The 19,894-nt window shown below is 73.7% G+C and carries 25 protein-coding genes; 13 read left to right on the forward strand and 12 right to left on the reverse strand.

Annotated elements, in window-relative coordinates; translation table 11 throughout:
• The first annotated feature begins 221 nt into the window (after positions 1–221).
• The 4 genes from phoU to OIM89_RS13265 all read left to right on the forward strand — a co-directional run bounded on the left by phoU (position 222) and on the right by OIM89_RS13265 (position 2,401).
• Positions 222–902 carry a phosphate signaling complex protein PhoU gene (gene phoU, locus OIM89_RS13250; RefSeq protein ID WP_030698286.1) on the forward strand — a complete coding sequence of 227 codons (681 nt, stop codon included), beginning with the start codon at positions 222–224 and terminating at the stop codon, positions 900–902.
• Positions 903–1,235: 333 nt separating this feature from the next.
• A complete protein-coding gene (locus tag OIM89_RS13255) occupies positions 1,236–1,403 on the forward strand; it encodes a hypothetical protein (RefSeq protein WP_165438940.1) in 168 nt (55 codons plus the stop codon).
• Positions 1,404–1,524: 121 nt separating this feature from the next.
• Positions 1,525–1,848: a DMT family transporter gene (locus OIM89_RS13260; RefSeq protein ID WP_030698287.1), complete on the forward strand. Its 324-nt coding sequence runs from the start codon at positions 1,525–1,527 to the stop codon at positions 1,846–1,848.
• Positions 1,838–2,401 carry a TetR/AcrR family transcriptional regulator gene (locus OIM89_RS13265; RefSeq protein WP_030698288.1) on the forward strand — a complete coding sequence of 188 codons (564 nt, stop codon included), beginning with the start codon at positions 1,838–1,840 and terminating at the stop codon, positions 2,399–2,401. Before OIM89_RS13260 ends, OIM89_RS13265 begins: the two co-directional genes overlap by 11 nt.
• Before the next feature lie 53 nt (positions 2,402–2,454).
• Here the strand turns inward: OIM89_RS13265 and OIM89_RS13270 are convergent, their stop codons facing one another.
• Genes OIM89_RS13270 through OIM89_RS13280 form a run of 3 tightly spaced genes read right to left on the reverse strand, consistent with a single transcriptional unit; the run spans position 2,455 to position 3,880 of the window.
• Positions 2,455–2,634, reverse strand: a complete 180-nt coding sequence (locus OIM89_RS13270; protein ID WP_264491294.1) for a hypothetical protein — start codon at positions 2,632–2,634, stop codon at positions 2,455–2,457.
• On the reverse strand, positions 2,627–3,313 hold the full coding sequence (locus OIM89_RS13275) for an MOSC domain-containing protein (protein ID WP_151168610.1): 687 nt from the start codon (positions 3,311–3,313) through the stop codon (positions 2,627–2,629). The genes OIM89_RS13270 and OIM89_RS13275 overlap by 8 nt, the downstream gene beginning before the upstream one ends.
• A gap of 42 nt (positions 3,314–3,355) precedes the next feature.
• On the reverse strand, positions 3,356–3,880 hold the full coding sequence (locus OIM89_RS13280) for a DUF4232 domain-containing protein (protein ID WP_047465879.1): 525 nt from the start codon (positions 3,878–3,880) through the stop codon (positions 3,356–3,358).
• A gap of 192 nt (positions 3,881–4,072) precedes the next feature.
• Between OIM89_RS13280 and OIM89_RS13285 the strand changes: the two genes are divergently transcribed.
• Positions 4,073–4,537, forward strand: a complete 465-nt coding sequence (locus OIM89_RS13285) for a helix-turn-helix domain-containing protein (protein WP_257203754.1) — start codon at positions 4,073–4,075, stop codon at positions 4,535–4,537.
• A gap of 1 nt (position 4,538) precedes the next feature.
• Positions 4,539–4,730: a hypothetical protein gene (locus OIM89_RS13290; protein ID WP_257203755.1), complete on the forward strand. Its 192-nt coding sequence runs from the start codon at positions 4,539–4,541 to the stop codon at positions 4,728–4,730.
• A 305-nt stretch (positions 4,731–5,035) separates the two neighbouring features.
• Here OIM89_RS13290 and OIM89_RS13295 read toward each other — a convergent pair whose 3' ends face one another.
• On the reverse strand, positions 5,036–5,797 hold the full coding sequence (locus tag OIM89_RS13295) for a phosphoglyceromutase (protein WP_030698293.1): 762 nt from the start codon (positions 5,795–5,797) through the stop codon (positions 5,036–5,038).
• Positions 5,798–5,930: 133 nt separating this feature from the next.
• On the opposite strand from OIM89_RS13295, the gene OIM89_RS13300 reads away from it, so the two are divergent.
• Positions 5,931–7,280, forward strand: coding sequence for an MDR family MFS transporter (locus OIM89_RS13300; RefSeq protein ID WP_257203756.1), 1,350 nt, complete (start codon positions 5,931–5,933; stop codon positions 7,278–7,280).
• 55 nt (positions 7,281–7,335) lie between these two features.
• Here the strand turns inward: OIM89_RS13300 and OIM89_RS13305 are convergent, their stop codons facing one another.
• On the reverse strand, positions 7,336–8,547 hold the full coding sequence (locus tag OIM89_RS13305) for a lactonase family protein (protein ID WP_047465892.1): 1,212 nt from the start codon (positions 8,545–8,547) through the stop codon (positions 7,336–7,338).
• Between the two features lie 316 nt (positions 8,548–8,863).
• Between OIM89_RS13305 and OIM89_RS13310 the strand changes: the two genes are divergently transcribed.
• Positions 8,864–9,118: a hypothetical protein gene (locus tag OIM89_RS13310; protein WP_030698296.1), complete on the forward strand. Its 255-nt coding sequence runs from the start codon at positions 8,864–8,866 to the stop codon at positions 9,116–9,118.
• A gap of 78 nt (positions 9,119–9,196) precedes the next feature.
• Here the strand turns inward: OIM89_RS13310 and OIM89_RS13315 are convergent, their stop codons facing one another.
• Together OIM89_RS13315 and mshA are read right to left on the reverse strand one after the other, a co-directional pair.
• Positions 9,197–9,730: a YbjN domain-containing protein gene (locus OIM89_RS13315; protein WP_030698297.1), complete on the reverse strand. Its 534-nt coding sequence runs from the start codon at positions 9,728–9,730 to the stop codon at positions 9,197–9,199.
• The gene (gene mshA / locus OIM89_RS13320) at positions 9,723–11,102 is read right to left on the reverse strand and encodes a D-inositol-3-phosphate glycosyltransferase (RefSeq protein ID WP_047465899.1); all 1,380 of its coding nucleotides are present in this window, start codon (positions 11,100–11,102) and stop codon (positions 9,723–9,725) included. Before mshA ends, OIM89_RS13315 begins: the two co-directional genes overlap by 8 nt.
• A 226-nt stretch (positions 11,103–11,328) precedes the next feature.
• Here mshA and OIM89_RS13325 point away from each other — a divergent pair, with 226 nt between their 5' ends.
• The 3 genes from OIM89_RS13325 to OIM89_RS13335 all read left to right on the forward strand — a co-directional run bounded on the left by OIM89_RS13325 (position 11,329) and on the right by OIM89_RS13335 (position 15,276).
• Entirely contained in the window at positions 11,329–12,138 is an 810-nt protein-coding gene (locus tag OIM89_RS13325; protein WP_195730631.1) for a class I SAM-dependent methyltransferase, read from the forward strand.
• 251 nt (positions 12,139–12,389) lie between these two features.
• Positions 12,390–13,496: a C40 family peptidase gene (locus tag OIM89_RS13330; RefSeq protein WP_151168614.1), complete on the forward strand. Its 1,107-nt coding sequence runs from the start codon at positions 12,390–12,392 to the stop codon at positions 13,494–13,496.
• A 232-nt stretch (positions 13,497–13,728) separates the two neighbouring features.
• Positions 13,729–15,276 (forward strand): PP2C family protein-serine/threonine phosphatase, encoded by a 1,548-nt coding sequence (locus OIM89_RS13335; RefSeq protein ID WP_030698301.1) that lies wholly within the window; start codon positions 13,729–13,731, stop codon positions 15,274–15,276.
• Positions 15,277–15,382: 106 nt separating this feature from the next.
• On the opposite strand, the gene OIM89_RS13340 is transcribed toward OIM89_RS13335, so the two are convergent.
• The 4 genes from OIM89_RS13340 to OIM89_RS13355 all read right to left on the reverse strand — a co-directional run bounded on the left by OIM89_RS13340 (position 15,383) and on the right by OIM89_RS13355 (position 17,824).
• The gene (locus OIM89_RS13340; RefSeq protein WP_030698302.1) at positions 15,383–15,727 is read right to left on the reverse strand and encodes a DUF2516 family protein; all 345 of its coding nucleotides are present in this window, start codon (positions 15,725–15,727) and stop codon (positions 15,383–15,385) included.
• A 270-nt stretch (positions 15,728–15,997) separates the two neighbouring features.
• Positions 15,998–16,657, reverse strand: a complete 660-nt coding sequence (locus OIM89_RS13345) for a hypothetical protein (RefSeq protein WP_030698303.1) — start codon at positions 16,655–16,657, stop codon at positions 15,998–16,000.
• A 71-nt stretch (positions 16,658–16,728) separates the two neighbouring features.
• Entirely contained in the window at positions 16,729–17,139 is a 411-nt protein-coding gene (locus tag OIM89_RS13350; protein ID WP_047465906.1) for a helix-turn-helix domain-containing protein, read from the reverse strand.
• Positions 17,140–17,209: 70 nt separating this feature from the next.
• A complete protein-coding gene (locus OIM89_RS13355; protein ID WP_175458732.1) occupies positions 17,210–17,824 on the reverse strand; it encodes a TetR/AcrR family transcriptional regulator in 615 nt (204 codons plus the stop codon).
• Positions 17,825–17,909: 85 nt separating this feature from the next.
• Here OIM89_RS13355 and OIM89_RS13360 point away from each other — a divergent pair, with 85 nt between their 5' ends.
• Both OIM89_RS13360 and OIM89_RS13365 read left to right on the forward strand, forming a co-directional pair.
• A complete protein-coding gene (locus tag OIM89_RS13360) occupies positions 17,910–18,287 on the forward strand; it encodes a hypothetical protein (protein WP_030698306.1) in 378 nt (125 codons plus the stop codon).
• Between the two features lie 48 nt (positions 18,288–18,335).
• Positions 18,336–19,145, forward strand: coding sequence for a hypothetical protein (locus OIM89_RS13365; protein WP_226964183.1), 810 nt, complete (start codon positions 18,336–18,338; stop codon positions 19,143–19,145).
• Between the two features lie 16 nt (positions 19,146–19,161).
• Here the strand turns inward: OIM89_RS13365 and OIM89_RS13370 are convergent, their stop codons facing one another.
• Entirely contained in the window at positions 19,162–19,800 is a 639-nt protein-coding gene (locus tag OIM89_RS13370; RefSeq protein ID WP_047465917.1) for a maleylpyruvate isomerase family mycothiol-dependent enzyme, read from the reverse strand.
• Positions 19,801–19,894 lie beyond the last annotated feature (94 nt).

The raw sequence follows: 19,894 nt of genomic DNA on the forward strand, positions 1-19,894 counted from the left end.
GCCCAGAGTTCACCGTGGCGACGGAGCCGGTTCACCGGAGATGCCGGATGTCGTCGCGAAGCCCCGTCAACGTGGGAGCGTGGGGCCTGGGGGTGCCTCCCCGGCCTTCGTGGGCCCACGGCGCCTGGCGCGGCGCCTCGCCGTACCAGACACCGCGGGCTGATCCACGAAGGCCGGGGAGGCACCCCCAGAGCCCCCCGTTACCGGGAGAGAGGGAGCCCATGCGGGACGCGTACCACGAGGAACTGGACTCGATCGGGGACAGCCTGGTCGAGATGGCGCGGCTGGTCGGTTCGGCCATCGGACGTGCCACGACGGCGATACTGGACGCCGATCTGAATCTGGCGGAGAGCGTGATCGCCGGGGACCAGAAGATCGACGACCTCCAGCACGACCTGGAGGCGCGGGCCATCGCGCTGCTGGCCCGCCAGCAGCCGGTCGCGACCGATCTGCGGATCGTCGTGACGAGCCTGCGGATGAGCGCGGACCTGGAGCGCTCCGGCGATCTGGCGAAGCACGTGGCGAAGCAGGCGCGGCTGCGCTTCCCCGAGTCGCCGGTCCCCCGCGACCTCCACGCGACGCTGCTGGAGATGGGGCAGCTGGCCCAGCGCCTGATGGCGAAGGCGGCCGAGGTGATCATCACCAAGGACGTCGACCTGGCGCTCCAGCTGGAGACCGACGACGACGAGATGGACCTGCTGCACCGCACGCTCTTCCAGCACCTGATGGACGACCGCTGGAAGCACGGTGTGGAGACGGCCGTCGACGTGACGCTGCTCGGCCGTTACTACGAGCGGTTCGCCGACCACGCCGTCTCGGTCGCCAACCGCGTCGTCTACCTGGTCACCGGCGAGCACGCCGACGACATCCAGACGCCGGGGGTGCCGGTCGAGGGCGTGTAGCCCGGACAGGCCGTGCGGAACGGCACGGAGGGGCGGGGTGCCGAGGGGCACCCCCCTCCGTCGCTCCTCCTGTCACGTCGGCACCCGTCTCCCCTCCCGTCACGTGCGGTGGTGCGGGCGGGCGCATCGGCGTGCGGCCCTCCGGGCCCGCACGCCCATGTGCGCCGTTGATGCGCCCGCCGGTCGGGGCGTCCAATGAGAGGCGGTACGGCTCCGAGCCGTACGCACCGCCCGCCCGTCCGCGAGCTGTGGACGCGTACCCGGCCGATCCACCGCCACCGAGCCGGCCCGGGCCGCGTACGCCGTCCGCCCGCGACCTGTGAAGGGAACGCCATGGCCCAGGCCCGCACACCCGAGACCCCCCAGGAACAGCGCGTCCACCCCGCCGACCGCCGCGACCTGCCCCGGCTCGTCCTGCTGGGCGCCTGCGGCTGCGGCTCCAGCTGCGGCTGCGGCTGCCAGTCCGGCGGCTCCTGCCAGTGCGGGGGCGGCTGCGGCTGACCCTCCGCCCGGCCCACGACCGCACGCGCGCGGTCGTGGGCCTCTCCGTGCCGGAATAACTGGACAGACGTCCAGGTTGTTCGTCCGGAAGCTTCCCTAAGAGACGAAACGGAGCATCACGATGACGTGGGTCCTGCTGGCGTGCGCGATCCTCGCCGAGGTCACGGCGACGATCTCGCTACGGCTCTCCGACGGCTTCTCGAAGATCGCCCCGTCGGTCGTCGTGGTCGTCGGCTATGTCACCGCCTTCACCCTGCTCGCCCTGGTCCTCAAGCGCGGCATGGCCATCGGCATCGCCTACGGCATCTGGGCCGCCGCCGGCGTCGCCCTGGTCGCCCTGATCGGCGCGGCCTTCCTCGGCGACAGCCTGACCCCGGTCCAGTACGGCGGCCTGGTCCTGGTCGCCGCCGGTGTGGTCGCCCTGGAGGCCGGCGGTGCCCACTGAACCCGTGGCGGACGGCCGCCGGGCGCGCGGCGAGGAGACCCGGCGCCGCCTGCTGGACGCGACGGTCCGGGTGATCGAGCGGGACGGCGTCGCCGGGGTCACCCACCGCGCCGTCGCCGCCGAGGCGGGCGTCCCCAAGTCGGTCGCCTCCTACCACTACCCGGCCGTCGACGACCTCCTCACCGCCGCCCTGCGCGACAGCTCCGACGCCTACGCCCGCGACCTCGCCACCCTCCTCCCCGAGGGGTACGGCCTGGGCGACCTCGCCGCCCACCTCTCCGCCTGCCAGGAGGAGAACCGCTCCCGCGCGCTCGCCGAGTACGAGCTGTACCTCCAGGCGGCCCGCCGCCCGGCCCTGCGCCCGGCCGCCGCCCGCTGGACCGCCGTCCTCGCCGAACTGGCGGCCCCCTTCACCACCGACCCCGCCACCGTCGCCACCCTGACGGCCACCCTGGACGGGCTGTTCCTCCAGGCCCTGCTGCGGGACGAGCCGGTCGACGCGGGCCGGGTGGAGGCGGCGATGCGGGTGGTGATCGAGGGCGCGGCCCGGTAGGTCAAGCCGTCGGCGCTGGGCAGGTGGAAGTCGTCGACGTGGACGACGTGGGCCTACGGGAGGTGGCGGGCGAGCTGGCCGGCGAGGGCGCTCTTGCCGGAGGCGCCGGGTCCGTCCACGCCGAGCAGGTAGTGGCCGCCCCGGGCCTCGGCGCCGGCGCGGACGCGGGCGGCGCAGGCAGGGACGTCGAGGAGCGCGTACGGCCCGGAGTCGCCGGAGGAGGGCTCAGCCATGTCCGGCCCCCGTCTTCTTCGCGCGCGTGTCCGGCGCCGTTCTCCGCCGGACCGTCTCGCGGGCCTCCTCGGGCAGCGCGTGGGCCGGCAACAGGCGGGGCAGCAGCTCCGGTTCGCGGGTCAGGGCCCGGAAGGTGAGCGCCACCGTCACCTCGTGGTCGGGCCGGTGGACGATCTCGACGGGGTCCCCGGCGCGGATCTCCCCCTCGGCCACCACCCGCAGGTACGCCCCCGGCTCGGCGGCCACGGTGAACTCCTTGACCCACCCGGCCCGCTCCAGCCACCCCTGGAACGTCCCGCACGGCACTCGGGGTACCGCCACCTCCAGCACCACGTCCGCCCCGATCCGCCAGCGTTCGCCGATCAGGGCGCCGTTGACGTCGAGGCCGCGCGTCGTGAGGTTCTCGCCGAAGGCGCCCCCGGACAGCGGCCGCCCGAGCACCCCTTCCCAACGGTCGAGGTCCTCGCGCGCGTACGCGTAGACGGCCTGATCGGCGCCCCCGTGGTGCTGCACGTCGTAGACCCGGTCGCCCGCCAGCCCGACCCGCCCGTCCCCCTTGGGCCCCGGCGCGGACACCGCCACCGGTCCCTGGACGGGCCGCTTGTCGATCCCCGTGGTCGCCAGGCCCTTCCAGGGGTTGGGACGGGGCACGCCGACGTTCACGGAAAGCAGTTCCATACCCGGAACGCTATGCGCACCCCGTCCCCACCGGCCACGGATTTACCCGCGCCCGACCCCCACGGCCGCGTCAGCCGCGCGCGCCGACCCCTTCCACCAGGAACTCACCGGCTCCCACACCTCGACGTACCGCCCGGCCCCCAACTCCCGCGCCGAGAAGGTCCGTCCGTGGTGCGAGGGGTCCCCCGCCACGGTCACGCCGCCGACCCGCCGGACCTCGTCCCCCGGCGCCCCGACGGTCCGCACGGTCGCGTACGCCGTCTCCCCCGTCACCAGCCGGTACGGCCCGCTCTCCCCCGGCGGCACATGCTGGGCGGCCCCGTCCAGGTCCCCGAAGGTGACGGTCGGCAGCCGGTCGACGGCACAGACGTGACGCCCCTTGTTGGTCACGGTGATCCGGACGACGGTCTTGTCCCGGGCATCCGCCTTCGCCCCGACCTCCACGGCGGAGGGACGGCAGGTGGGGAGCGGAGCCCGCCCGGCGGCGGTGGCGGCCCCGGCCTGCGGAGCGACGGCGACGACCGCCGCCCCGGCGGCCACGAGAGCGAGCAGTGGACGGATACGCATGGGGTACCCCCTGTGTCGAACTCCGCCCGGGGCGAGCGCCCGCGGGCGTTTGTGGTCAGTTTGACCGGCTTGAGGGGGGCGGGGTTGTAGCGACTTCACGGCCACGGCCGCCGAGAGCCTCCGCTTCGCCCGATCGGGGAAGGAAACGGCGAGGGGGTTGCGCTTGCTTCGAATACACCAGTGCAGGACGCCATGGGGACTGCAACAGGCAAGAAGCTCGAACCAGGCGTGGTAAACGCGGGTGACGCACAGCGTGCACTGCGGCGCATCAACGACCGCCTCTCGCGGACCGCACCGAGCGACGAAGACATCCAGGTCCGCCTGGAGACCGGAGCCGACGACGAGGTGCTCGTCCTGCCACGGCCTGCGGCGGAGATGTTTTTCGCCTCGATGCTGGCCGCCCTCGCCGACGGGCAGGGCGTACAGGTCATGCCGGTCGACGAACTGACCACCCAGCAGGCCGCCGACATGCTGAACGTCTCCCGCCCCTACCTGATCGGACTCCTGGAGTCCGGGGAGATCCCCTTCAGGCTCGTGGGCCGCCACCGCCGCATCCGCTTCGCGGACCTGCGCCAGTACATCCGGGAGGACGACGCGGCACGCAAGGGAGCGGCCGACGACCTGATGGAGCTGGACCAGGAGCTGGGACCGCTCTGACATGACCTTCGTCGTGCTCTACGACGCGTGCGTGCTGTATCCGGACACACTGCGGCACCTGCTGGTCAGGGTCGCCCGGACAGGTCTGGTCCGCGCCCGGTGGACGGAGGCGATCCTGGACGAGGTGGACCGGGGCATCGCACGGAACCACCAGATCCCGCCCGAGAAGCTGGCGCCCGCAGAACCCTCATGAACCGAGCGGTACGCGACTGCCTGGTGACGGGCTTCGAGCCGCTCATCGAGGGGCTCAAGCTCCCCGACGAGGACGACCGGCACGTACTGGCCGCGGCCGTCTACGCCTGCGTCCAGGAGATCGCCACCTCCCGGCGTCGCCCACCGCGGACGTTCGACAAGTCGGGGCTGACCAGGTCGGTGACGGCCTGCGCCAAGGACCGGGGACCGTGGACTCGGCCACCTGAGTCCCGCGCCGGAAGGAACACGCGTCAGGCCCTCGTCCTCGAAATCCCGGACGAGGGCCTGATCCGTACCGCGAACTGCTTACTTCTTCTTCCCCTGGTTCTTCACAGCCTCGATGGCGGCCGCCGCCGCCTCCGGGTCGAGGTAGGTGCCGCCCGGGTTGAGGGGGCGGAAGTTCTCGTCCAGTTCGTAGGCGAGGGGGATGCCGGTGGGGATGTTGAGGCCGGAGATGTCGGCGTCGGAGATCTGGTCGAGGTGCTTGACCAGGGCGCGGAGGCTGTTGCCGTGGGCGGCGACGAGGACCGTGCGGCCTTCGAGGAGGTCGGGGACGATGTCGTCGTACCAGTACGGGAGCATGCGCTGGACGACCTGGAGGAGGGCCTCCGTGCGGGGGCGGGCCTCCGGGGGGATGACCGCGTAGCGCGGGTCGTCGAACTGGGACCACTCGGCGTCGGGGGCGAGCGCCGGGGGCGGGGTGTCGTAGGAGCGGCGCCAGAGCATGAACTGCTCCTCGCCGAACTCCTCGAGGGTCTGGGCCTTGTCCTTGCCCTGGAGGGCGCCGTAGTGGCGCTCGTTCAGCCGCCAGGAGCGGTGGACGGGAATCCAGAGGCGGTCGGCGGACTCCAGGGCGAGCTGCGCCGTGCGGATGGCGCGCTTCTGGAGCGAGGTGTGTACGACGTCGGGGAGGAGCCCGGCGGCCGCCAGCAGCTCGCCGCCGCGTACAGCCTCCTTCTCGCCCTTCTCGGTGAGGTTGACGTCCACCCAGCCGGTGAACAGGTTCTTCGCGTTCCACTCGCTCTCGCCGTGGCGGAGGAGGATCAGCTTGTACGGTGCGTCGGCCATGGGCCCGAGCGTAATCCAAGGCCCGGGGGCGGGCGCGGACGGCCCGTATCGCGAAATCGGATGGCTTTCGGCGTCCTGACGGACGTAATATGCGCGAGCTGTTTTCACCACTTACCTACGCGGAGTCGCGCTCATGCCCGTGCCGTCCTTGCCGTCGCCGTCGGCGCTCCTTCCCCGAACCGTCCGGACGGCCGTGCGGCGCAGTGTCTCGGGGCTGCCCCGCGAGTTCTGGTGGCTGTGGACGAGCACGCTCGTCAACCGGCTCGGCGGGTTCGTCGCGACCTTCATGGCGCTGTACCTGACGCTGGAGCGCGGGCATTCCGCCTCGTACGCGGGCCTGGTCGCGGCCCTGCACGGGCTCGGCGGGGTGATCTCCTCGCTGGTCGCGGGGGTGCTGACCGACCGGCTCGGGCGGCGGCCCACCATGCTGATCGCGCAGGTGTCGACGGCCCTGTCGGTGGCGCTGCTCGGCTTCATGACGCACCCGGTCGCCATCGCCGCCGTCGCCTTCCTGGTCGGCGCGTCGATGAACGCGAGCCGGCCGGCGGTGCAGGCGATGATGGCCGACATCGTGCGGCCCGAGGACCGGGTGCGGGCGTTCTCCTTGAACTACTGGGCGATCAACCTGGGGTTCGCCGTGTCCGCGATGGCGGCCGGGTTCATCGCGCAGTACAGCTACCTCGCCGGGTTCCTCGGGGAGGCGGTGATGACGCTGACCTGCGCGATCCTCGTCTTCGTCAAGCTGCCGGAGTCGCGGCCGGAGCGGTCGGCCGAGGAGCAGGGCGCCGAGGACGCGGTGAGTCTCGGGACGGTGCTGCGCGACGGGCGGTTCATGGGCGTGGTCGTGCTGTCCTTCCTGGCAGCCCTCGTCTTCCAGCAGGGTTCGGTGGGGCTGCCGGTGGCGATGGGGCGGGAGGGGTTCAGCCCGGCCGACTACGGCCTGGTCATCGCGGTCAACGGGGTGCTGATCGTGGCGCTCCAGATCCCCGTCACCCGGTTCATCGAGCACCGGGACGCGGGATGGCTGCTGACCCTCTCCACCCTGCTGGCCGGGTACGGCTTCGGGCTGACCGCTTTCGCCGGGTCGGTCGGGGTCTTCGCCCTGACCGTCTGCGTCTGGACGCTGGCCGAGATCATCAACGCGCCGACCCAGACGAGCCTGGTCGTCCGCCTCTCCCCGGTCCACGGGCGCGGCCGCTACCAGGGCATGTACACGCTCTCCTGGGCGGTCGCGGCGATGGTGGCGCCGCTGATGTCCGGCGTCGTCCTGGACCGCTGGGGCGCGGCCTGGCTCTGGGGCGCGTGCGCCGTCATCGGCACCGTCGCGGCCGGCGGGTACTGGCTGCTCGTCCGGGGCCTGGGCGAGGAGAGCCGCCCCACGCCCGCCGCCACCGACTCCGTCCCGCTGACCCCGGAGCCGGCGGTGGAGCTGACGGCGCCGAAGCCGGACGGGGAGCGGGACGCGCTGCGCAAACTGGTCTGAGCGAGGGCGGGGCGACGGGTTCCGGGGACCGGGACTCGGGGTGCGGGCCGCCCGGTCAGGGCGCCACGATCCCCTCGCCGCCGACCGCGTTCGGCACGGTGACCGCGTCGGTCCGGGTCAGCCCGCCGTCCGGGCCGATGCGGTAGGTCTCCAGGCCGCCGGTCTCACCGGTCTGGACGTAGAGGTAGTCACCCGCCGGGGAGACCGCCAGGTCGGTGGGGCCCGCGCCGGTCGGGGTACGCCCGGCCGGGGTCAGGCGCCCGGCCTCGTCGACCTCGAAGGCGCTGAGGGAGTCGCTGCCCGCGTTGGAGACGTAGACGGTCGAGCCGTCGCGGGCGATCCAGCAGGTGGCCATCTCGCCGGTGTCGGCGGAGTCGGCGGGCTTCAAGGTGTTGTCCTTCCAGAGGGTGAAGGTGTTGACCTTGTTGGAGGCGTCGGCGACGACGATCCGTCCGCCTTCGTCGGTGACGAAGGAGAAGGGGATGCCGGGCGCCTGGTCGTTGGTGACGGGCTCGGCGGAGAGCAGGCCGTCGTCGTCCACGTCGAAGACCTGCATCGAGCCGTTGGCCTTGGTCGTGACGACGAGGCGGGAGCCGTCGTCGGTGAAGCCGACCTGGCCGGGCGTCTTCACGTACTGGAGGGGGCCACGGTCGGTGGAGAGGCCGAGTTCGCGGCGGCTGCCCGCGATCGGCTCCAGGCGCGGCCCGTCGATGGTGAAGCCCTGGACGGAGCCGCCGGTTCCGGCGTTCAGGACGTACGCGATGCCGTCGTGCACGGTGATGCTGGCCGGGAAGCCGCCACCGGACGGGGTGACCTGGCGCAGCGTCAGGCGCGGGCCGTCGACCTCGAAGACGGAGACGGTGCCGCTGCCGGAGTTGGCGGCGATGAGGATTCCCTCGTCCGGGTCGTACGCGAGGGAGCCCTGCGAGGCCTGGTGGTCGACCTCCGAGCCGTTCAGCCGGCCGCCGTCGCCGCGGGTGGCGTAGCTGCCCGCCTCGACGAGGGTGCCTTCGGCGGTCCGGGTGTAGGCGACGATCATGTTCCCGTCCTCGGCCGAGGTCTGCACGAAGACCACGTCGTGCGGTCCGTCCGTCCCGCGCGCCGCCTCCTGGTCTCCGGGGGCACGCTGCTGGACGGCCGGACGGGCGCCGTCGGGGGCGGCCGAGGCGAGGGCGGCCGGGGTCGCGGCGCAGGCGGTCACGGCGGAGAGGGAGACGGCGGCCGCCTTGGCCGCCGCCCGGGCGGGCTTGCTGGTGGGACGGAACATCGGTCGTCCTTCCTACAGGGCCGACAGGACGGTCCCGCCACAGCGGCTGGACCTGCCCTCACCCTTAGTACGCCGCCGGTCACCCGCCACTCGATCGGCCCCGGCGGAGGACCGCCCGGCACCGCCTCGACCTGCGCGGACGCCCGGCGCGGCACGGGCGACCGGGTGACGGGAGGGGCGCGGACGGCCCGCGCGGGGGTTGGGCCTGACGGGTGACGCGGGCGCGGCGCCCCCCTCCGCGCGGACCCGGGCCGGGGGAAACTCGCCCCAGACCGGGTCCGTCGTCAGGTCCGGTCCTCCGACCGAAAGGCCCACCATGCGCAAGCTCCTGAAGGCCGCCGCCCTCGGCGCCCTCCTCGTCCCCGCCGTCCTGGGCGGCGCCGCCGCTGCCGCCGCCGACGCGGGCGGCCCGGCCTACGCCGACGGCTCCCGGTACGCGGGACCCGACGGCGCCTGGACGAAGACCCGCGCCAGCGGCGTCACCGCCGACGGCGAGGTGTACTACTTCGACGTCTTCCGGGTGGCCGGCCCGCACGGCGCCGCCACGGTCACCACGGCCGCGCACTCCTGACCGTCCCGGTACGCCTGACGCCCGCCCCGAAGTCCTCGGGAGCGGGCGTCAGAACGTACCGGAGTGGCGCGCTCCGGCTCAGCGCGGCCCGCGCTCGATCAGGTGCTGGAACGCCTCCAGGTTCCGGGTCGGCTCGCCGCGGGCGACGCGCCAGTCGTACTCCTTGCGGATGGCGGAGGCGAAGCCCAGTTCCAGGAGCGTGTTGAAGGCGCCGTCGGAGGCTTCGAGGACGGCGCCGAGGAGGCGGTCGACCTCCTCGGGGGTGACGGCGGCGAGCGGGAGCTTGCCCGCGAGGTAGATGTCGCCGAGCGGGTCGACGGCGTAGGAGACCCCGTAGAGCTTGAGGTTCTTCTCCAACAGCCAGCGGTAGACGGCCTCGTGGTTCTCGTCGGGGCGGCGGACGACGAAGGCGTTCACCGAGAGCGAGTGGCCGCCGAGGATGAACGAGACGGTGGTCCACAGCTTGCGGCTGCCGGGCAGCTTGACCACGTAGTGGCCGGGCCGCGGGCTCTCCCACTCCAGCTCGGCGCCGGCGAACGCGCCCTCGAGGACACGCCGGTGGGCGGCCGCGTCCGGGGACGCGGGGGCCTGGTGGGACGGGGTGTCAGCCATGGTGCGAGCGTACGCGACGGCGGTGTTCCTGCACGGCGGCCGTGTAGACGTCGGCGGTGCCGGAGGCGGCCGTGTCCCACCCGAACGACTGGGCGTGCCGGGCCGCGGCCGCGCCCATCCGGTCGGCGAGCGCGGGGTCGTCGGCGAAGCGGGCGAGGCGGCGCGCGTAGTCGGCCGGGTCGTGGCCCTCCACGAGGAAACCGGTCACCTCGTCGCGTACGGCGACGGGCAGGCCGCCGACCCGGGCCGCGAGCACCGGGGTGCCGGTGGCCTGCGCCTCGATGGCGACCAGGCCGAAGGACTCGCTGTACGAGGGCATCACCAGCAGCGACGCCGCCCGGAACCAGTCGGCCAGCTGCTCCTGCCCGACGGGCGGCCGGAACCACACCACCTCGGAGATGCCGAGCCGCGCCGCCAGCTTCTGGAGCCGCTCCGGCTTGGCCATGCCGGAGCCCGAAGGCCCGCCGACCACCGGCACGACCAGCCGGGAGCGCAGTTCGGGCCGCTCGTCCAGCAGCACGGCGACGGCGCGCAGCAGCACGTCCGGCGCCTTCAGCGGCTGGATGCGCCCGGCGAAGAGCGGAACCAGCGCGTCCTGCGGCACCCCGAGCCGCTGCCGCGCGGCGGCCCGGGACTCGGGTACGGCGCGGGGCTCGACGGCGCCGGAGCGGCGCGGGTCGACGCGGAACAGGTCGAGGTTGACGCCCGGGTGGACGACGGCGACCTTGCCGGGGTCGGCGGCGTAGTGGTGGATCAGCTCGTCGGCCTCGCCGGAGGTGTTGGCGATCAGGCGGTCGGCGGCGTCGACGACCTGCGTCTCGCCGATGACGCGGGCGGCCGGCTCGGGGGTGTCGCCCTCGGCGAGGGCGGCGTTCTTGACCTTGGCCATGGTGTGCATGGCGTGCACCAGGGGGACGCCCCAGCGCTCGGCCGCCAGCCAGCCGACGTGGCCGGAGAGCCAGTAGTGGGAGTGGACCAGGTCGTAGTGGCCGGGACGGTGGCCGGCCCACGCCTGCATCACGCCGTGGGTGAAGGCGCAGAGCTGCGCGGGCAGCTCCTCCTTGGCGAGCCCCTCGTACGGACCCGCGTCGACGTGCCGGACGAGGACGCCGGGGGCCAGCTCGACGGTGGGCGGGAGGGTGCCGGTGGTGGCCCGGGTGAAGATCTCCACCTCGATGTTGATCGCGGCCAGCCGCTTCGCCAGCTCCACGATGTAGACGTTCATCCCGCCGGCGTCACCGGTACCCGGCTGGTGCAGCGGCGAGGTGTGCACACTCAGCATCGCCACCCGCCGGGGCCTGCGGCCACCCCCGGGCAGCCGCAGCCTCGGCTGTGCGGCCCGGCGTGAGAGCCGGGACACGTACTGGCTCACCTGGCGATCCTCCTCGCTGCGCCCGCCTCGGAGGGCGGGGGTCCGTCGGGGCACACGGGCGCCCCGACGGGGAAACAGCACGGAAGGGCCTGCGCTTCCCGTTTTGCCTAAACGTTACGGGCGCCCAACCCCCGCCCAGCACGGCCGCAACCGGACCCCCCAACCCGGCCCCGCCGCAGGCGCCCCCACCCGGCCCCGCCGCAGGCATCGCGGCCATACTCGAACCATGCCGCCCCCGCCGCGCCCCGTGGGCACCGCGACCAGGGGCACCACCAACCCGAACCGCCTGCGCCGCATGGACCGCTGGATCACCGCCGTCCACGGCCTGGCCCTGCGCAGGGCCGACCACCCCCTCGCGGTGGATCTCGGGTACGGGCACGCCCCGTGGACGGCGGTCGAGCTGCTGGCCCGCCTCCGCACAGCGGCCCCGGCGACCCGCGTGACCGGCATCGAGATCGACCCGGCCCGCGTCGCCGCCGCCCAGCCGCACGCCCACGAGGGCCTCACCTTCGTCCGGGGCGGCTTCGAACTGCCGGTCCCGGACCGCCCGCACCTGATCCGCGCCGCCAACGTGCTGCGCCAGTACGACGAGGACGAGGTACGCGCCGTCTGGGAGAGGCTGACCGCCCGCCTCGCCCCGCCGGACCCGGACGGCCTCGGCGGCGGCCTGCTCGTCGAGGGCACCTGCGACGAGATCGGCCGCCGCCACGTCTGGGTGGCGCTGGGCCCCGAGGGCCCGCGCACGGTCACCTTCGCGACCCGCCTCGGCTCCCTGGGCCGCCCCTCCGACCTGGCCGAACGCCTCCCGAAGGCACTGATCCACCGGAACGTCCCGGGCGAGCCCGTGCACGCCTTCCTCCGCGACTTCGACCGCGCCTGGGCGGGGGCCGCGCCGTACGCCTCCTACGGCGCGCGCCAGCGCTGGCAGCGGACGGTGCGCGCGCTGGCCGCCGACTGGCCGGTGGTGGACGGGCCGGCGCGGTGGCGGCAGGGGGAGGTCACGGTGGCGTGGGGGGCGCTGGCGCCTCGGGGGTGAGTCCAGGAGCTGACCCGTGAGTCAGCCCGTGTCCCCCGCAGGGGTGGAAAACCGGTACAGCTCCCGGAAGTTGGCGAACCACCTGTGGGTGCTTTTCGCCCGAAGCCGCCGGAGGACGGGCAAAGTGACCTGTGCGGCGGGGGTGCCGTACAGCCGGTCCGGTGTCGGGTCTGTCGTATCTGGGCCGGACATGGCAGCATCCCCGATGTTACTGACGGGAAATAACTTTGTGGGGGCGGAGAGTGACCGGCATGCGAAGGACGACCCTTGCCGCGGTGGCGCTGGTGTGCGGCATCACCTGCGTCGGCGGACTGGCCTCGGCGGGCACGGCGTACGCCGCCCCGGAGCCCGCCCCCACCACCTCGGCACCGGCCATGCCGGGCGCCCCCGGGCAGGAGGCGGCCGAGGGGGAGCCGGCGACGGCGACCGCCCTCGAAGAGGTGCGGAAGAAGATCGAGAAGCTTCTCCACCGCGCCTCGGTCGCCACCGACGCGTACAACGCCGCCGAGGAGAAGGCCGAGCGCCAGGCCAAGGAGGTGGCCCGCCTGGAGCGCGCCGTCGCCCGGGGCCAGGACCGCCTGACCCTGCTGCGCCACCAGGCCGGCGCCACCGCCCGCGAGCAGTACCGCAGCGGCGGCATCCCCGAGGGCGCCCAGTTCCTCCTCTCCGACGACCCCCGCCTCTTCCTGGACAACGCCAACCGCTTCCAGCGCGGCCAGCACGCCGCCAGGGGCCTGATGTCCCAGCTGCGGACCACCCAGGAGCAGCTGGAGAAGGACGAGGCCGCCGCCTCCGCCGAGTACAAGAAGCTGGAGCGGCACCGCGCCGCCAAGGCGAAGGCCAAGAAGGAGATCAAGAAGCAGATCAAGGCGGCCGAGGAGCTGGAGTCCCGGCTCGCCGCCGAGGAGCTGGAGCGGCTGCGGAAGCTGGAGGAGGAGGCGCAGCGCAGGGCGCAGAGCGCCTGGGTCGACTCCGGCGTCCTCGACGCGATCTCCGGCAAGGCCTCCGCCGCCGGCAAGAAGGCCCTGGAGTACGCGGCGGAGCAGATCGGCAAGCCGTACTCCTGGGGCGCCGAGGGCCCCGACTCCTACGACTGCTCCGGGCTCACCTCGCAGGCGTGGGCGTCGGCCGGGGTCCCCATCCCGCGCACCTCCCAGGAGCAGTGGCGCCAGCTGGAGCGCGTCCCGATACGCGAGATGCAGCCGGGCGACCTGATCATCTACCACGACGACGCCAGCCACGTCGGCATGTACGTGGGCGACGGCAAGATCGTGCACGCCCCGCGACCGGGCCGGCACATCACGTTGGCGGGCGCGGGGACGATGACGATCCTCGGGGTGGTCCGGCCGGACGCGTGAGCGGCGGGGGCGCGGGTGGGCCAGGTCACCCGCGCCCCGGCCCCAGGGTGAGCTTCGTCATCACCCCTCCCCCACAAAGGCCCCCAATTCCCTTACATGCCACGGCATATGACTCTGGCCATACACGCCGTGGCATTCCGTTGGAGGGCCGCCAACCGCTATGGTCCCCGTCGGACAAGGCGTCGTTCGTCGCCCTGTCGCGCCCTCGGGGGGAGGGAAGGAAACCAAGACGATGCCCGTACCCATACCGCGGCAGAGAGTCATCCCCGCCGTGGAGAACGGTCACGACGGGGGCGCCGCACCACGGACGGACCGGCCCACGGGGTCGCCCACCGACACCACCCGGGACACCGCTCCCGGCGGCACCACCGGCCCTCGGACCGAGCCGGCCACGCCGACCGAGCACACCACGACGGAGCAGACCACGACCGACGCCACCGGCACCCCGCGGACCACGGGCGGGCCCGACGGCACCGGCGCCGCCTTGGGCCCGGCGGCCCCCACGGCCGCCGAGGCTGCGGAGGCGCTGGCCCGGATCGCGGCCGGCTCGGCGGCGCACCCCGGCTCCGGCCAGACGTCGACCGCGCTCACCCTGCTGGTGATCGAGGACGACCCGGCCGGTTCGCTCAACATCCCGTCGCTGCTGGACTCCGCCGAGCTGACCGTGCGCGTCCGCACCGCCCGCAACCTCACCGAGGCCGAGCGGCTGCTCACCGACGACGTCCACTGCATCCTGCTGGATCTCGCCCTGCCCGCCCCCGGCCCGCGCCCCGCGGAGGCCGAGGACGGCACCGAGGACGAGCTGGCGGTGCTGCGGCACGTCCTGCGCCTGGCCCCGCGCCACGCCGTCCTCGCGCTGACCGGCGCCGGGAACAGCGCACGCGGCCCGGAAGCGGTCCGCGTCGGCGCCCAGGACTTCCTGTACCGCGACGAGCTCGACGGCCGGCTCCTGAGCCGCGCCGTCCGCTACGCCGTGGAGCGCAAGCGGGCCGACCACGCCCAGCGGCAGCTGACGGAGTCGCGGCTGCGCGCCCAGGAGAACGCCCGCCTGGAGCGCGGCCTGCTGCCGACCCCGCTGCTGGAGGGCGCGCCCCTGCGGTTCGCCGCCCGCTACCGGCCGGGCCGCTCCCGCGCCCTGCTCGGCGGCGACTTCTACGACACGGTGCGCACCGCCGACGGCACGGTGCACGCGATGATCGGCGACGTCTGCGGCCACGGCCCGGACGAAGCGGCGCTCGGCGTCGAGCTGCGCATCGCCTGGCGCGCGCTGACCTTCGCCGGGCTCTGCGGCGACCAGCTGCTCTCCACCCTCCAGAAGGTCCTGGAGAACGAGCGCCCGGACGACGAGATCTTCGCGACGCTCTGCACGGTCGACATCTCGCCGGACGGCCGCTCGGCCGGGCTCTGCCTGGCCGGACACCCGTCCCCGCTCATCGCCCGCCAGGGCCACCTCGCCGAACTCCTGCCGTACGACGACAACGGCCCGGCGCTCGGTCTGCTCCCGCAGGCCCGCTGGCCCCGGCGCCAGGTCGAGCTGGGCCGCTCCTGGAGCCTGATGCTCTACACCGACGGCCTGATCGAGGGCCGTATCGGCGCGGGCAACCAGCGCCTGGGCCAGGACGGCATGGTCTCCCTCGTCCGCGGCCTGCTCGACCAGGGGCTGCGCGGGGACGCCCTGCTGGAGGCCGCGATGACCGAGGTCCGCGCGCTCAACGGCGGCGAGCTGACCGACGACGTGGCCGTCCTCCTGCTGGACCGGATGGTGCCCACCACCCGCTGAGCCACCGCCCGGCCGCCACGACCGACGGCGAGAGGCCGGGACCGCTCCACGCGGTCCCGGCCTCTCGCCGTCGTGCCGTCCTCGCCGTCCGCTCCCGCGCCCGGGGTCAGCGGCCGCCGTTGTACGGCCCGTACGGGCCGTCGCTGCTCGATCCGCGGGAGCCGCCGCGCCGGGGCCCTCCGGAGACCTCCCGGACGGCGGGCCGCACGTCGACCGTGTAGACGATCACGGCGATGAGGCCGATGATCGGCAGGAAGGAGATGATCGGGAAGAGCAGGCTCACCGCCAGCGCGATCCCGAGAATGATCAGCCAGAACGGCTTGGACTGCTTGGAGGCGGCGCGGTAGGCGTCCTCGCGGCGCGTCAGCGCGTCGATGAACGCGAAGGCGGCAAAGGCGGCGAACGCCAGTTGCAGCAGCCCCAGCAGGCTGTTGAATCCCTGTATCAGCACTCTCTCCACCACCAGTTTCGACATCACGGCACCGCGGTCACCGCGGACGGGCCGCCCGGCTCCGCGCCGGACGCCTGCCCCCAGTGTCCCGGACGCCCCCCGGAATCACGGTCCGGCGCGGACACGTATCGCACGCGCCGGCTCTCCGGACAACGTCCACGCCCTCCGGATCCGTGCCCGTTTCCCTGAGGAATACGCCACAGCATCCGGAATGCCCGATACCGCCACCCCGGGGGGTACACCTGGACGCCTACCCCCGACGGGCCGCCGTCAGCTGTCGGACGGCGTGCTCTTCCGGGCCGCCGGCTTCCGGGCGGGCGCCTTCCGCGGCGCCACCGGCTTCTTCGGGGCGACGGTCTTCCCGGCCGCCGCACCGGTCCCGGCGCCCTTCGCCGTGGAGGACTTCTCGGAGGTGACCGGCGCGGCCGGAGCCGGCTCAGGCTCCACCTTCTCGGCGACGTCCACCACGCTGTCGGCGGCCTCGTCGACCAGCTCGGCGACCTGGACGACGCCCTCGGCGGTCTCGCCGCGCCAGGTCCGCACCGCCTGCTCACCGTGGTCGGCGACCTTGTCGTACGCCTCCTTGGCCTTCACCGCGTACTCGGCGGCGACGCCCACGGAACGCAGCGCCAGCTCCTGGGCGCTCTCGCCCAGCTTGCGCAGATCGGTGTCGAGCGAGGCGAAAACCTCGTTGACCTTGGCCTGGACGGCCTCCTGCGCCTCCTTGGCACGGGCGGCGGCCTTGTCCTGCACGGCCTTGGGGTCGGTGTTGCGGACCGCCTCGATGCGCTCGGGCGCCTCGGCCCGCAGCTGCTCGATCAGCTCCGGCACCTTCCGCGCCTGCTGCACGGCGAGGTCGGCGGTGCCGGCCGCGAAGTACAGGGAACGCGACTCACTCAGGGTCTTGCGCAGGTCGTCGGTGATGGCCATGAACGTGATCCTCCCGGTCTTGCGTCGTTTCGAGGGTGTGGAGCCTGCCGCGCACCTCGCCCGGCAGCTGTTTACGAGGCGTCCGCCGTCCCGGCGGAGGATGCGCCGCCGTCGCCCGCGGGCCCATCGTCGACCCCGTAGCCGTTCTCCTTGCGGAACGACTCGTAGATCTGGAGCAGTACCTGCTTCTGCCGCTCGTCGAGCGTCGGGTCGGCGAGGATGACGCCGCGCGTCTCCACCTCGCCGCGGTCCCGCTCGTCGAGAATCCCGGCCTGCACGTACAGCGTCTCGGCGGAGATCCGCAGCGCCTTGGCGATCTGCTGGAGGATCTCCGCGCTCGGCTTGCGCAGCCCGCGCTCGATCTGGCTCAGGTACGGGTTCGACACCCCGGCGGCGTCGGCGAGCTGCCGCAACGACAGCTGCGCGCTGCGCCGCTGTTCGCGCAGATACTCCCCGAGACCACCGACGTTGAGCGATGCCATGCGCCCCACCATGCCCCACCCCCGCTAACTTCTGCAAGCGGGCCGCTTGCAAAAGTAGCGGGGCGCGGCCTCAGGGGCCCTCCCCCTCAAGGGGCGCCCCGGACGCCAGCGCCCGCGCCGCCGCCGCGAAGAACTCCTCGTCGGCGTCCGGGGCGAGGCCGAGTGGGACGCCCTGGCCGAGGCCGGTGAGCAGGGCCCTGAGCGCCGTGGTCAGGCGCCGGGCCTGGTGCGGTGTGACGGTGCCGCCGGCGTGGGGCCTGCCCGCGAACAGGGCGACCAGCTGGTCCTCCTGTTCGCGGACGGAGGCGGCGAGCCGCGCGCCCAGCTCCGGGTCGTGCAGGGCCATGTCCAGCAGGGTGACCTGGAGGGAGAGGGCCGAGCGGGCGTCCGGGGCCTCCAGGCCACGCCGGTAGTGCCGGGCGAAGGCGTCGACCGCCTCCAGCAGGCCGAGCCCGGCGGGGACCGCCTGCCCCATCTTCTCGTACTGGGGCCGCAGGTGGTCGTCGGCCAAGGCCACCACCAGGCCGTTCTTGCTGCCGAACAGGGAGTAGACGGCCCCCGTGGTCAGACCGGCGCGGGCAACGATCTCGTCGAGCCTGGCCCGGTACCCGTCCCGCGACACCACCTCCAGGGCGGCGTCCAGCAGGGCCCGACGGTTGCGCTCCTTGGCCTCGGCTCTCGTCATTCTCATAATCCCATTATTATCGTAATCTCGTTACGGAAACTTCAGGGCAGGACGTGTTCCGAGGGGGAAGAACGTGGCAGTAAGGGTGGACCGCCGCACGGTGGGGGCCGTCGCCGACGGGGGTTTCAAGATCGCGCTCGGCGTGGCCTACCTCGCGGGTGCCGTCCCGCTCGCCCGGCTGCTGGGGACGCCGGTCTGGCTGATGGCCGTCGCGGGCGTGGTCCTGCTGATCGGCGGCGGCGTCGAGCTCGCGTACACGGGCCGCCGGTCGATGCGTCTCTACACACGGCTCATGGTCGGCTACGACAGCGGCTGGGTGCTGGCGGCGCTGGCCGGCCTTCTGGTGGCGTGGCGGGGCGGCGGTGCGGGGGGCGAGGTGTGGATGGGGTACCAGGTGGTGGCTCAGGCCGCGTTCGCGGTGGTGCTGGTCGCCGGCGGGCCCACGCGGCGGGGTCCGGGCTGAACCGGCGCCCGCACGCCCCCTGTCGGTCCCTGTTGCGACACTTCCGCCATGTCCCTCGCCGAACTCAGCCTCACCCGGTGGCGCTCCCTCGGCCTGCCCGCCGCCCGCCGCCTCGCCCGGCAGGCGGCCGACCAGACCGGGGGACAGGTCGTCGCCGTGGAGACCGTGGAGCATCTGGGGGCGCCGCTGCACCGGGTGCGGATCGCGCGTCAGGGGCGGGAGTTCGCGCTGGTACCCGGGGGCGAGGTGGTGCTCGGCTTCGACGCGGACGGCTGGCGGTCGCCGCCGGGGCTGGAGGCCGACTACGCGGAGAGTGCGGAACAGGGCTACGGCTACGGGCCTGACCTGCGGAGCCACCTCGCGCAGGTGCTCAGCCCCCGCCGGAGCGTCAGCGTGCCCACCGTGCTGATGGCCGTCGAGGACGAGCCGCTGACCGCACCGCCCGCCGAAACGCCGGACCTCCTCGCGGCCGAGGGCCTGCGGATGCCCAGCTCCGACGAGTGGGAGCACGCCTGCGGCGCGGGGGCGGGCACGCTGTTCCGGTGGGGCGACGCGTGCCCGCTGGACCGCGTCCCCCACGGCGACGACGGCGGCCCGCACCAGCAGCCGAACGCCTTCGGCCTGCGCATCGCCCACGACACCTACGCCGCGGAGCTGACCGGCGACCCCGGCGCGGTCCACGGCGGCGACGGGGGCGAGTCGGTGTGCGGCGGCTACGGCACCGTGCTGGCCTGGCTGCCGCTGGCCACCGCCCAGCGCAATCCGGCCATGGCGGAGTTCGTCTACGGCCCGGACGGCGAAGACATGTACGAGGAGTTCTCCACCCGGCCCGTCCTCGCGCTCCCTGTCGCGCTCTGATCGCGCGGGGCGCACCTCACGCCGCGCCCGCCCCGCACCGGGAGCGCAGCAGCTCCACGCCCTCGCCTTCCAGGTCGTCGCAGAACGCCGTCCGCCCGGTCATCGCCATCACCAGGGCGAGGGTGGGGCCCGAGACGATCGGGCCCTCCCCTGCCGCGAACGAGCCGTCGTCCGCGACGAGCCGCAGTCCGGCGACGCGGCTCCTGGCGACGACCACCTGGTCGGAGCCCTGGTAGTACGCGGCGACCCGGGTGACGACTTCGGCCGGGTGGTCGCGACGCAGGCCCAGCGGACGGCGGATGTCCTCGCCGTGGACGAGCGTCTCGCCGAGCATGGCCACGACGGGCAAAGGGGGCTTGGTGGTGCTCGCGACGACGCCCCGGAACCGCTCCAGCGTCTCGGCCGGGGTCGCGCCCAGCTGCTCGGCCAGCCGCACCGCCACCTGCCGGTCGAAGTCGAACCGGCACCGGATCACCCCCGCCAGCCAGCGCACGGCGTTGAGACTGGCGCCCGCGGTGAGGTGGGCGAGGACTTCCCGCACCGTCAGCCCGGCGCAGAGCGAGGGCGTCTCCCACTGCTCCTCCGTCAGGCCGGCGAGGTCGTCGGCGAGCGCGGCCCTCTCGGCGTGGATCGAGGCCCAGACCGGATCGGTCATGTGGATGGTCTCCTGTCGTGGCGTGTGCAGGCATGTCGTGGCGGGTGCGGTGCGGCGCCGGGGTGGCGCGCACGTGCGCACAGGAGACCGGATT

The organism is Streptomyces sp. BI87, from assembly GCF_025957665.1.
GTDB lineage: Bacteria > Actinomycetota > Actinomycetes > Streptomycetales > Streptomycetaceae > Streptomyces > Streptomyces albidoflavus.

What these genes read in the sequence shown, in the direction of transcription:
- phoU (WP_030698286.1), top strand. Translation starts at nt 222, where the DNA reads ATGCGGGACGCGTACCACGAGGAACTGGACTCGATCGGGGACAGCCTG.
- OIM89_RS13255 (WP_165438940.1), top strand. Translation starts at nt 1,236, where the DNA reads ATGGCCCAGGCCCGCACACCCGAGACCCCCCAGGAACAGCGCGTCCAC.
- OIM89_RS13260 (WP_030698287.1), top strand. Translation starts at nt 1,525, where the DNA reads ATGACGTGGGTCCTGCTGGCGTGCGCGATCCTCGCCGAGGTCACGGCG.
- OIM89_RS13270 (WP_264491294.1), bottom strand. Translation starts at nt 2,634, where the DNA reads ATGGCTGAGCCCTCCTCCGGCGACTCCGGGCCGTACGCGCTCCTCGAC.
- OIM89_RS13275 (WP_151168610.1), bottom strand. Translation starts at nt 3,313, where the DNA reads ATGGAACTGCTTTCCGTGAACGTCGGCGTGCCCCGTCCCAACCCCTGG.
- OIM89_RS13280 (WP_047465879.1), bottom strand. Translation starts at nt 3,880, where the DNA reads ATGCGTATCCGTCCACTGCTCGCTCTCGTGGCCGCCGGGGCGGCGGTC.
- OIM89_RS13285 (WP_257203754.1), top strand. Translation starts at nt 4,073, where the DNA reads ATGGGGACTGCAACAGGCAAGAAGCTCGAACCAGGCGTGGTAAACGCG.
- OIM89_RS13290 (WP_257203755.1), top strand. Translation starts at nt 4,539, where the DNA reads ATGACCTTCGTCGTGCTCTACGACGCGTGCGTGCTGTATCCGGACACA.
- OIM89_RS13295 (WP_030698293.1), bottom strand. Translation starts at nt 5,797, where the DNA reads ATGGCCGACGCACCGTACAAGCTGATCCTCCTCCGCCACGGCGAGAGC.
- OIM89_RS13300 (WP_257203756.1), top strand. Translation starts at nt 5,931, where the DNA reads ATGCCCGTGCCGTCCTTGCCGTCGCCGTCGGCGCTCCTTCCCCGAACC.
- OIM89_RS13305 (WP_047465892.1), bottom strand. Translation starts at nt 8,547, where the DNA reads ATGTTCCGTCCCACCAGCAAGCCCGCCCGGGCGGCGGCCAAGGCGGCC.
- OIM89_RS13310 (WP_030698296.1), top strand. Translation starts at nt 8,864, where the DNA reads ATGCGCAAGCTCCTGAAGGCCGCCGCCCTCGGCGCCCTCCTCGTCCCC.
- OIM89_RS13315 (WP_030698297.1), bottom strand. Translation starts at nt 9,730, where the DNA reads ATGGCTGACACCCCGTCCCACCAGGCCCCCGCGTCCCCGGACGCGGCC.
- OIM89_RS13325 (WP_195730631.1), top strand. Translation starts at nt 11,329, where the DNA reads ATGCCGCCCCCGCCGCGCCCCGTGGGCACCGCGACCAGGGGCACCACC.
- OIM89_RS13330 (WP_151168614.1), top strand. Translation starts at nt 12,390, where the DNA reads ATGCGAAGGACGACCCTTGCCGCGGTGGCGCTGGTGTGCGGCATCACC.
- OIM89_RS13335 (WP_030698301.1), top strand. Translation starts at nt 13,729, where the DNA reads ATGCCCGTACCCATACCGCGGCAGAGAGTCATCCCCGCCGTGGAGAAC.
- OIM89_RS13345 (WP_030698303.1), bottom strand. Translation starts at nt 16,657, where the DNA reads ATGGCCATCACCGACGACCTGCGCAAGACCCTGAGTGAGTCGCGTTCC.
- OIM89_RS13350 (WP_047465906.1), bottom strand. Translation starts at nt 17,139, where the DNA reads ATGGCATCGCTCAACGTCGGTGGTCTCGGGGAGTATCTGCGCGAACAG.
- OIM89_RS13355 (WP_175458732.1), bottom strand. Translation starts at nt 17,824, where the DNA reads ATGACGAGAGCCGAGGCCAAGGAGCGCAACCGTCGGGCCCTGCTGGAC.
- OIM89_RS13365 (WP_226964183.1), top strand. Translation starts at nt 18,336, where the DNA reads ATGTCCCTCGCCGAACTCAGCCTCACCCGGTGGCGCTCCCTCGGCCTG.
- OIM89_RS13370 (WP_047465917.1), bottom strand. Translation starts at nt 19,800, where the DNA reads ATGACCGATCCGGTCTGGGCCTCGATCCACGCCGAGAGGGCCGCGCTC.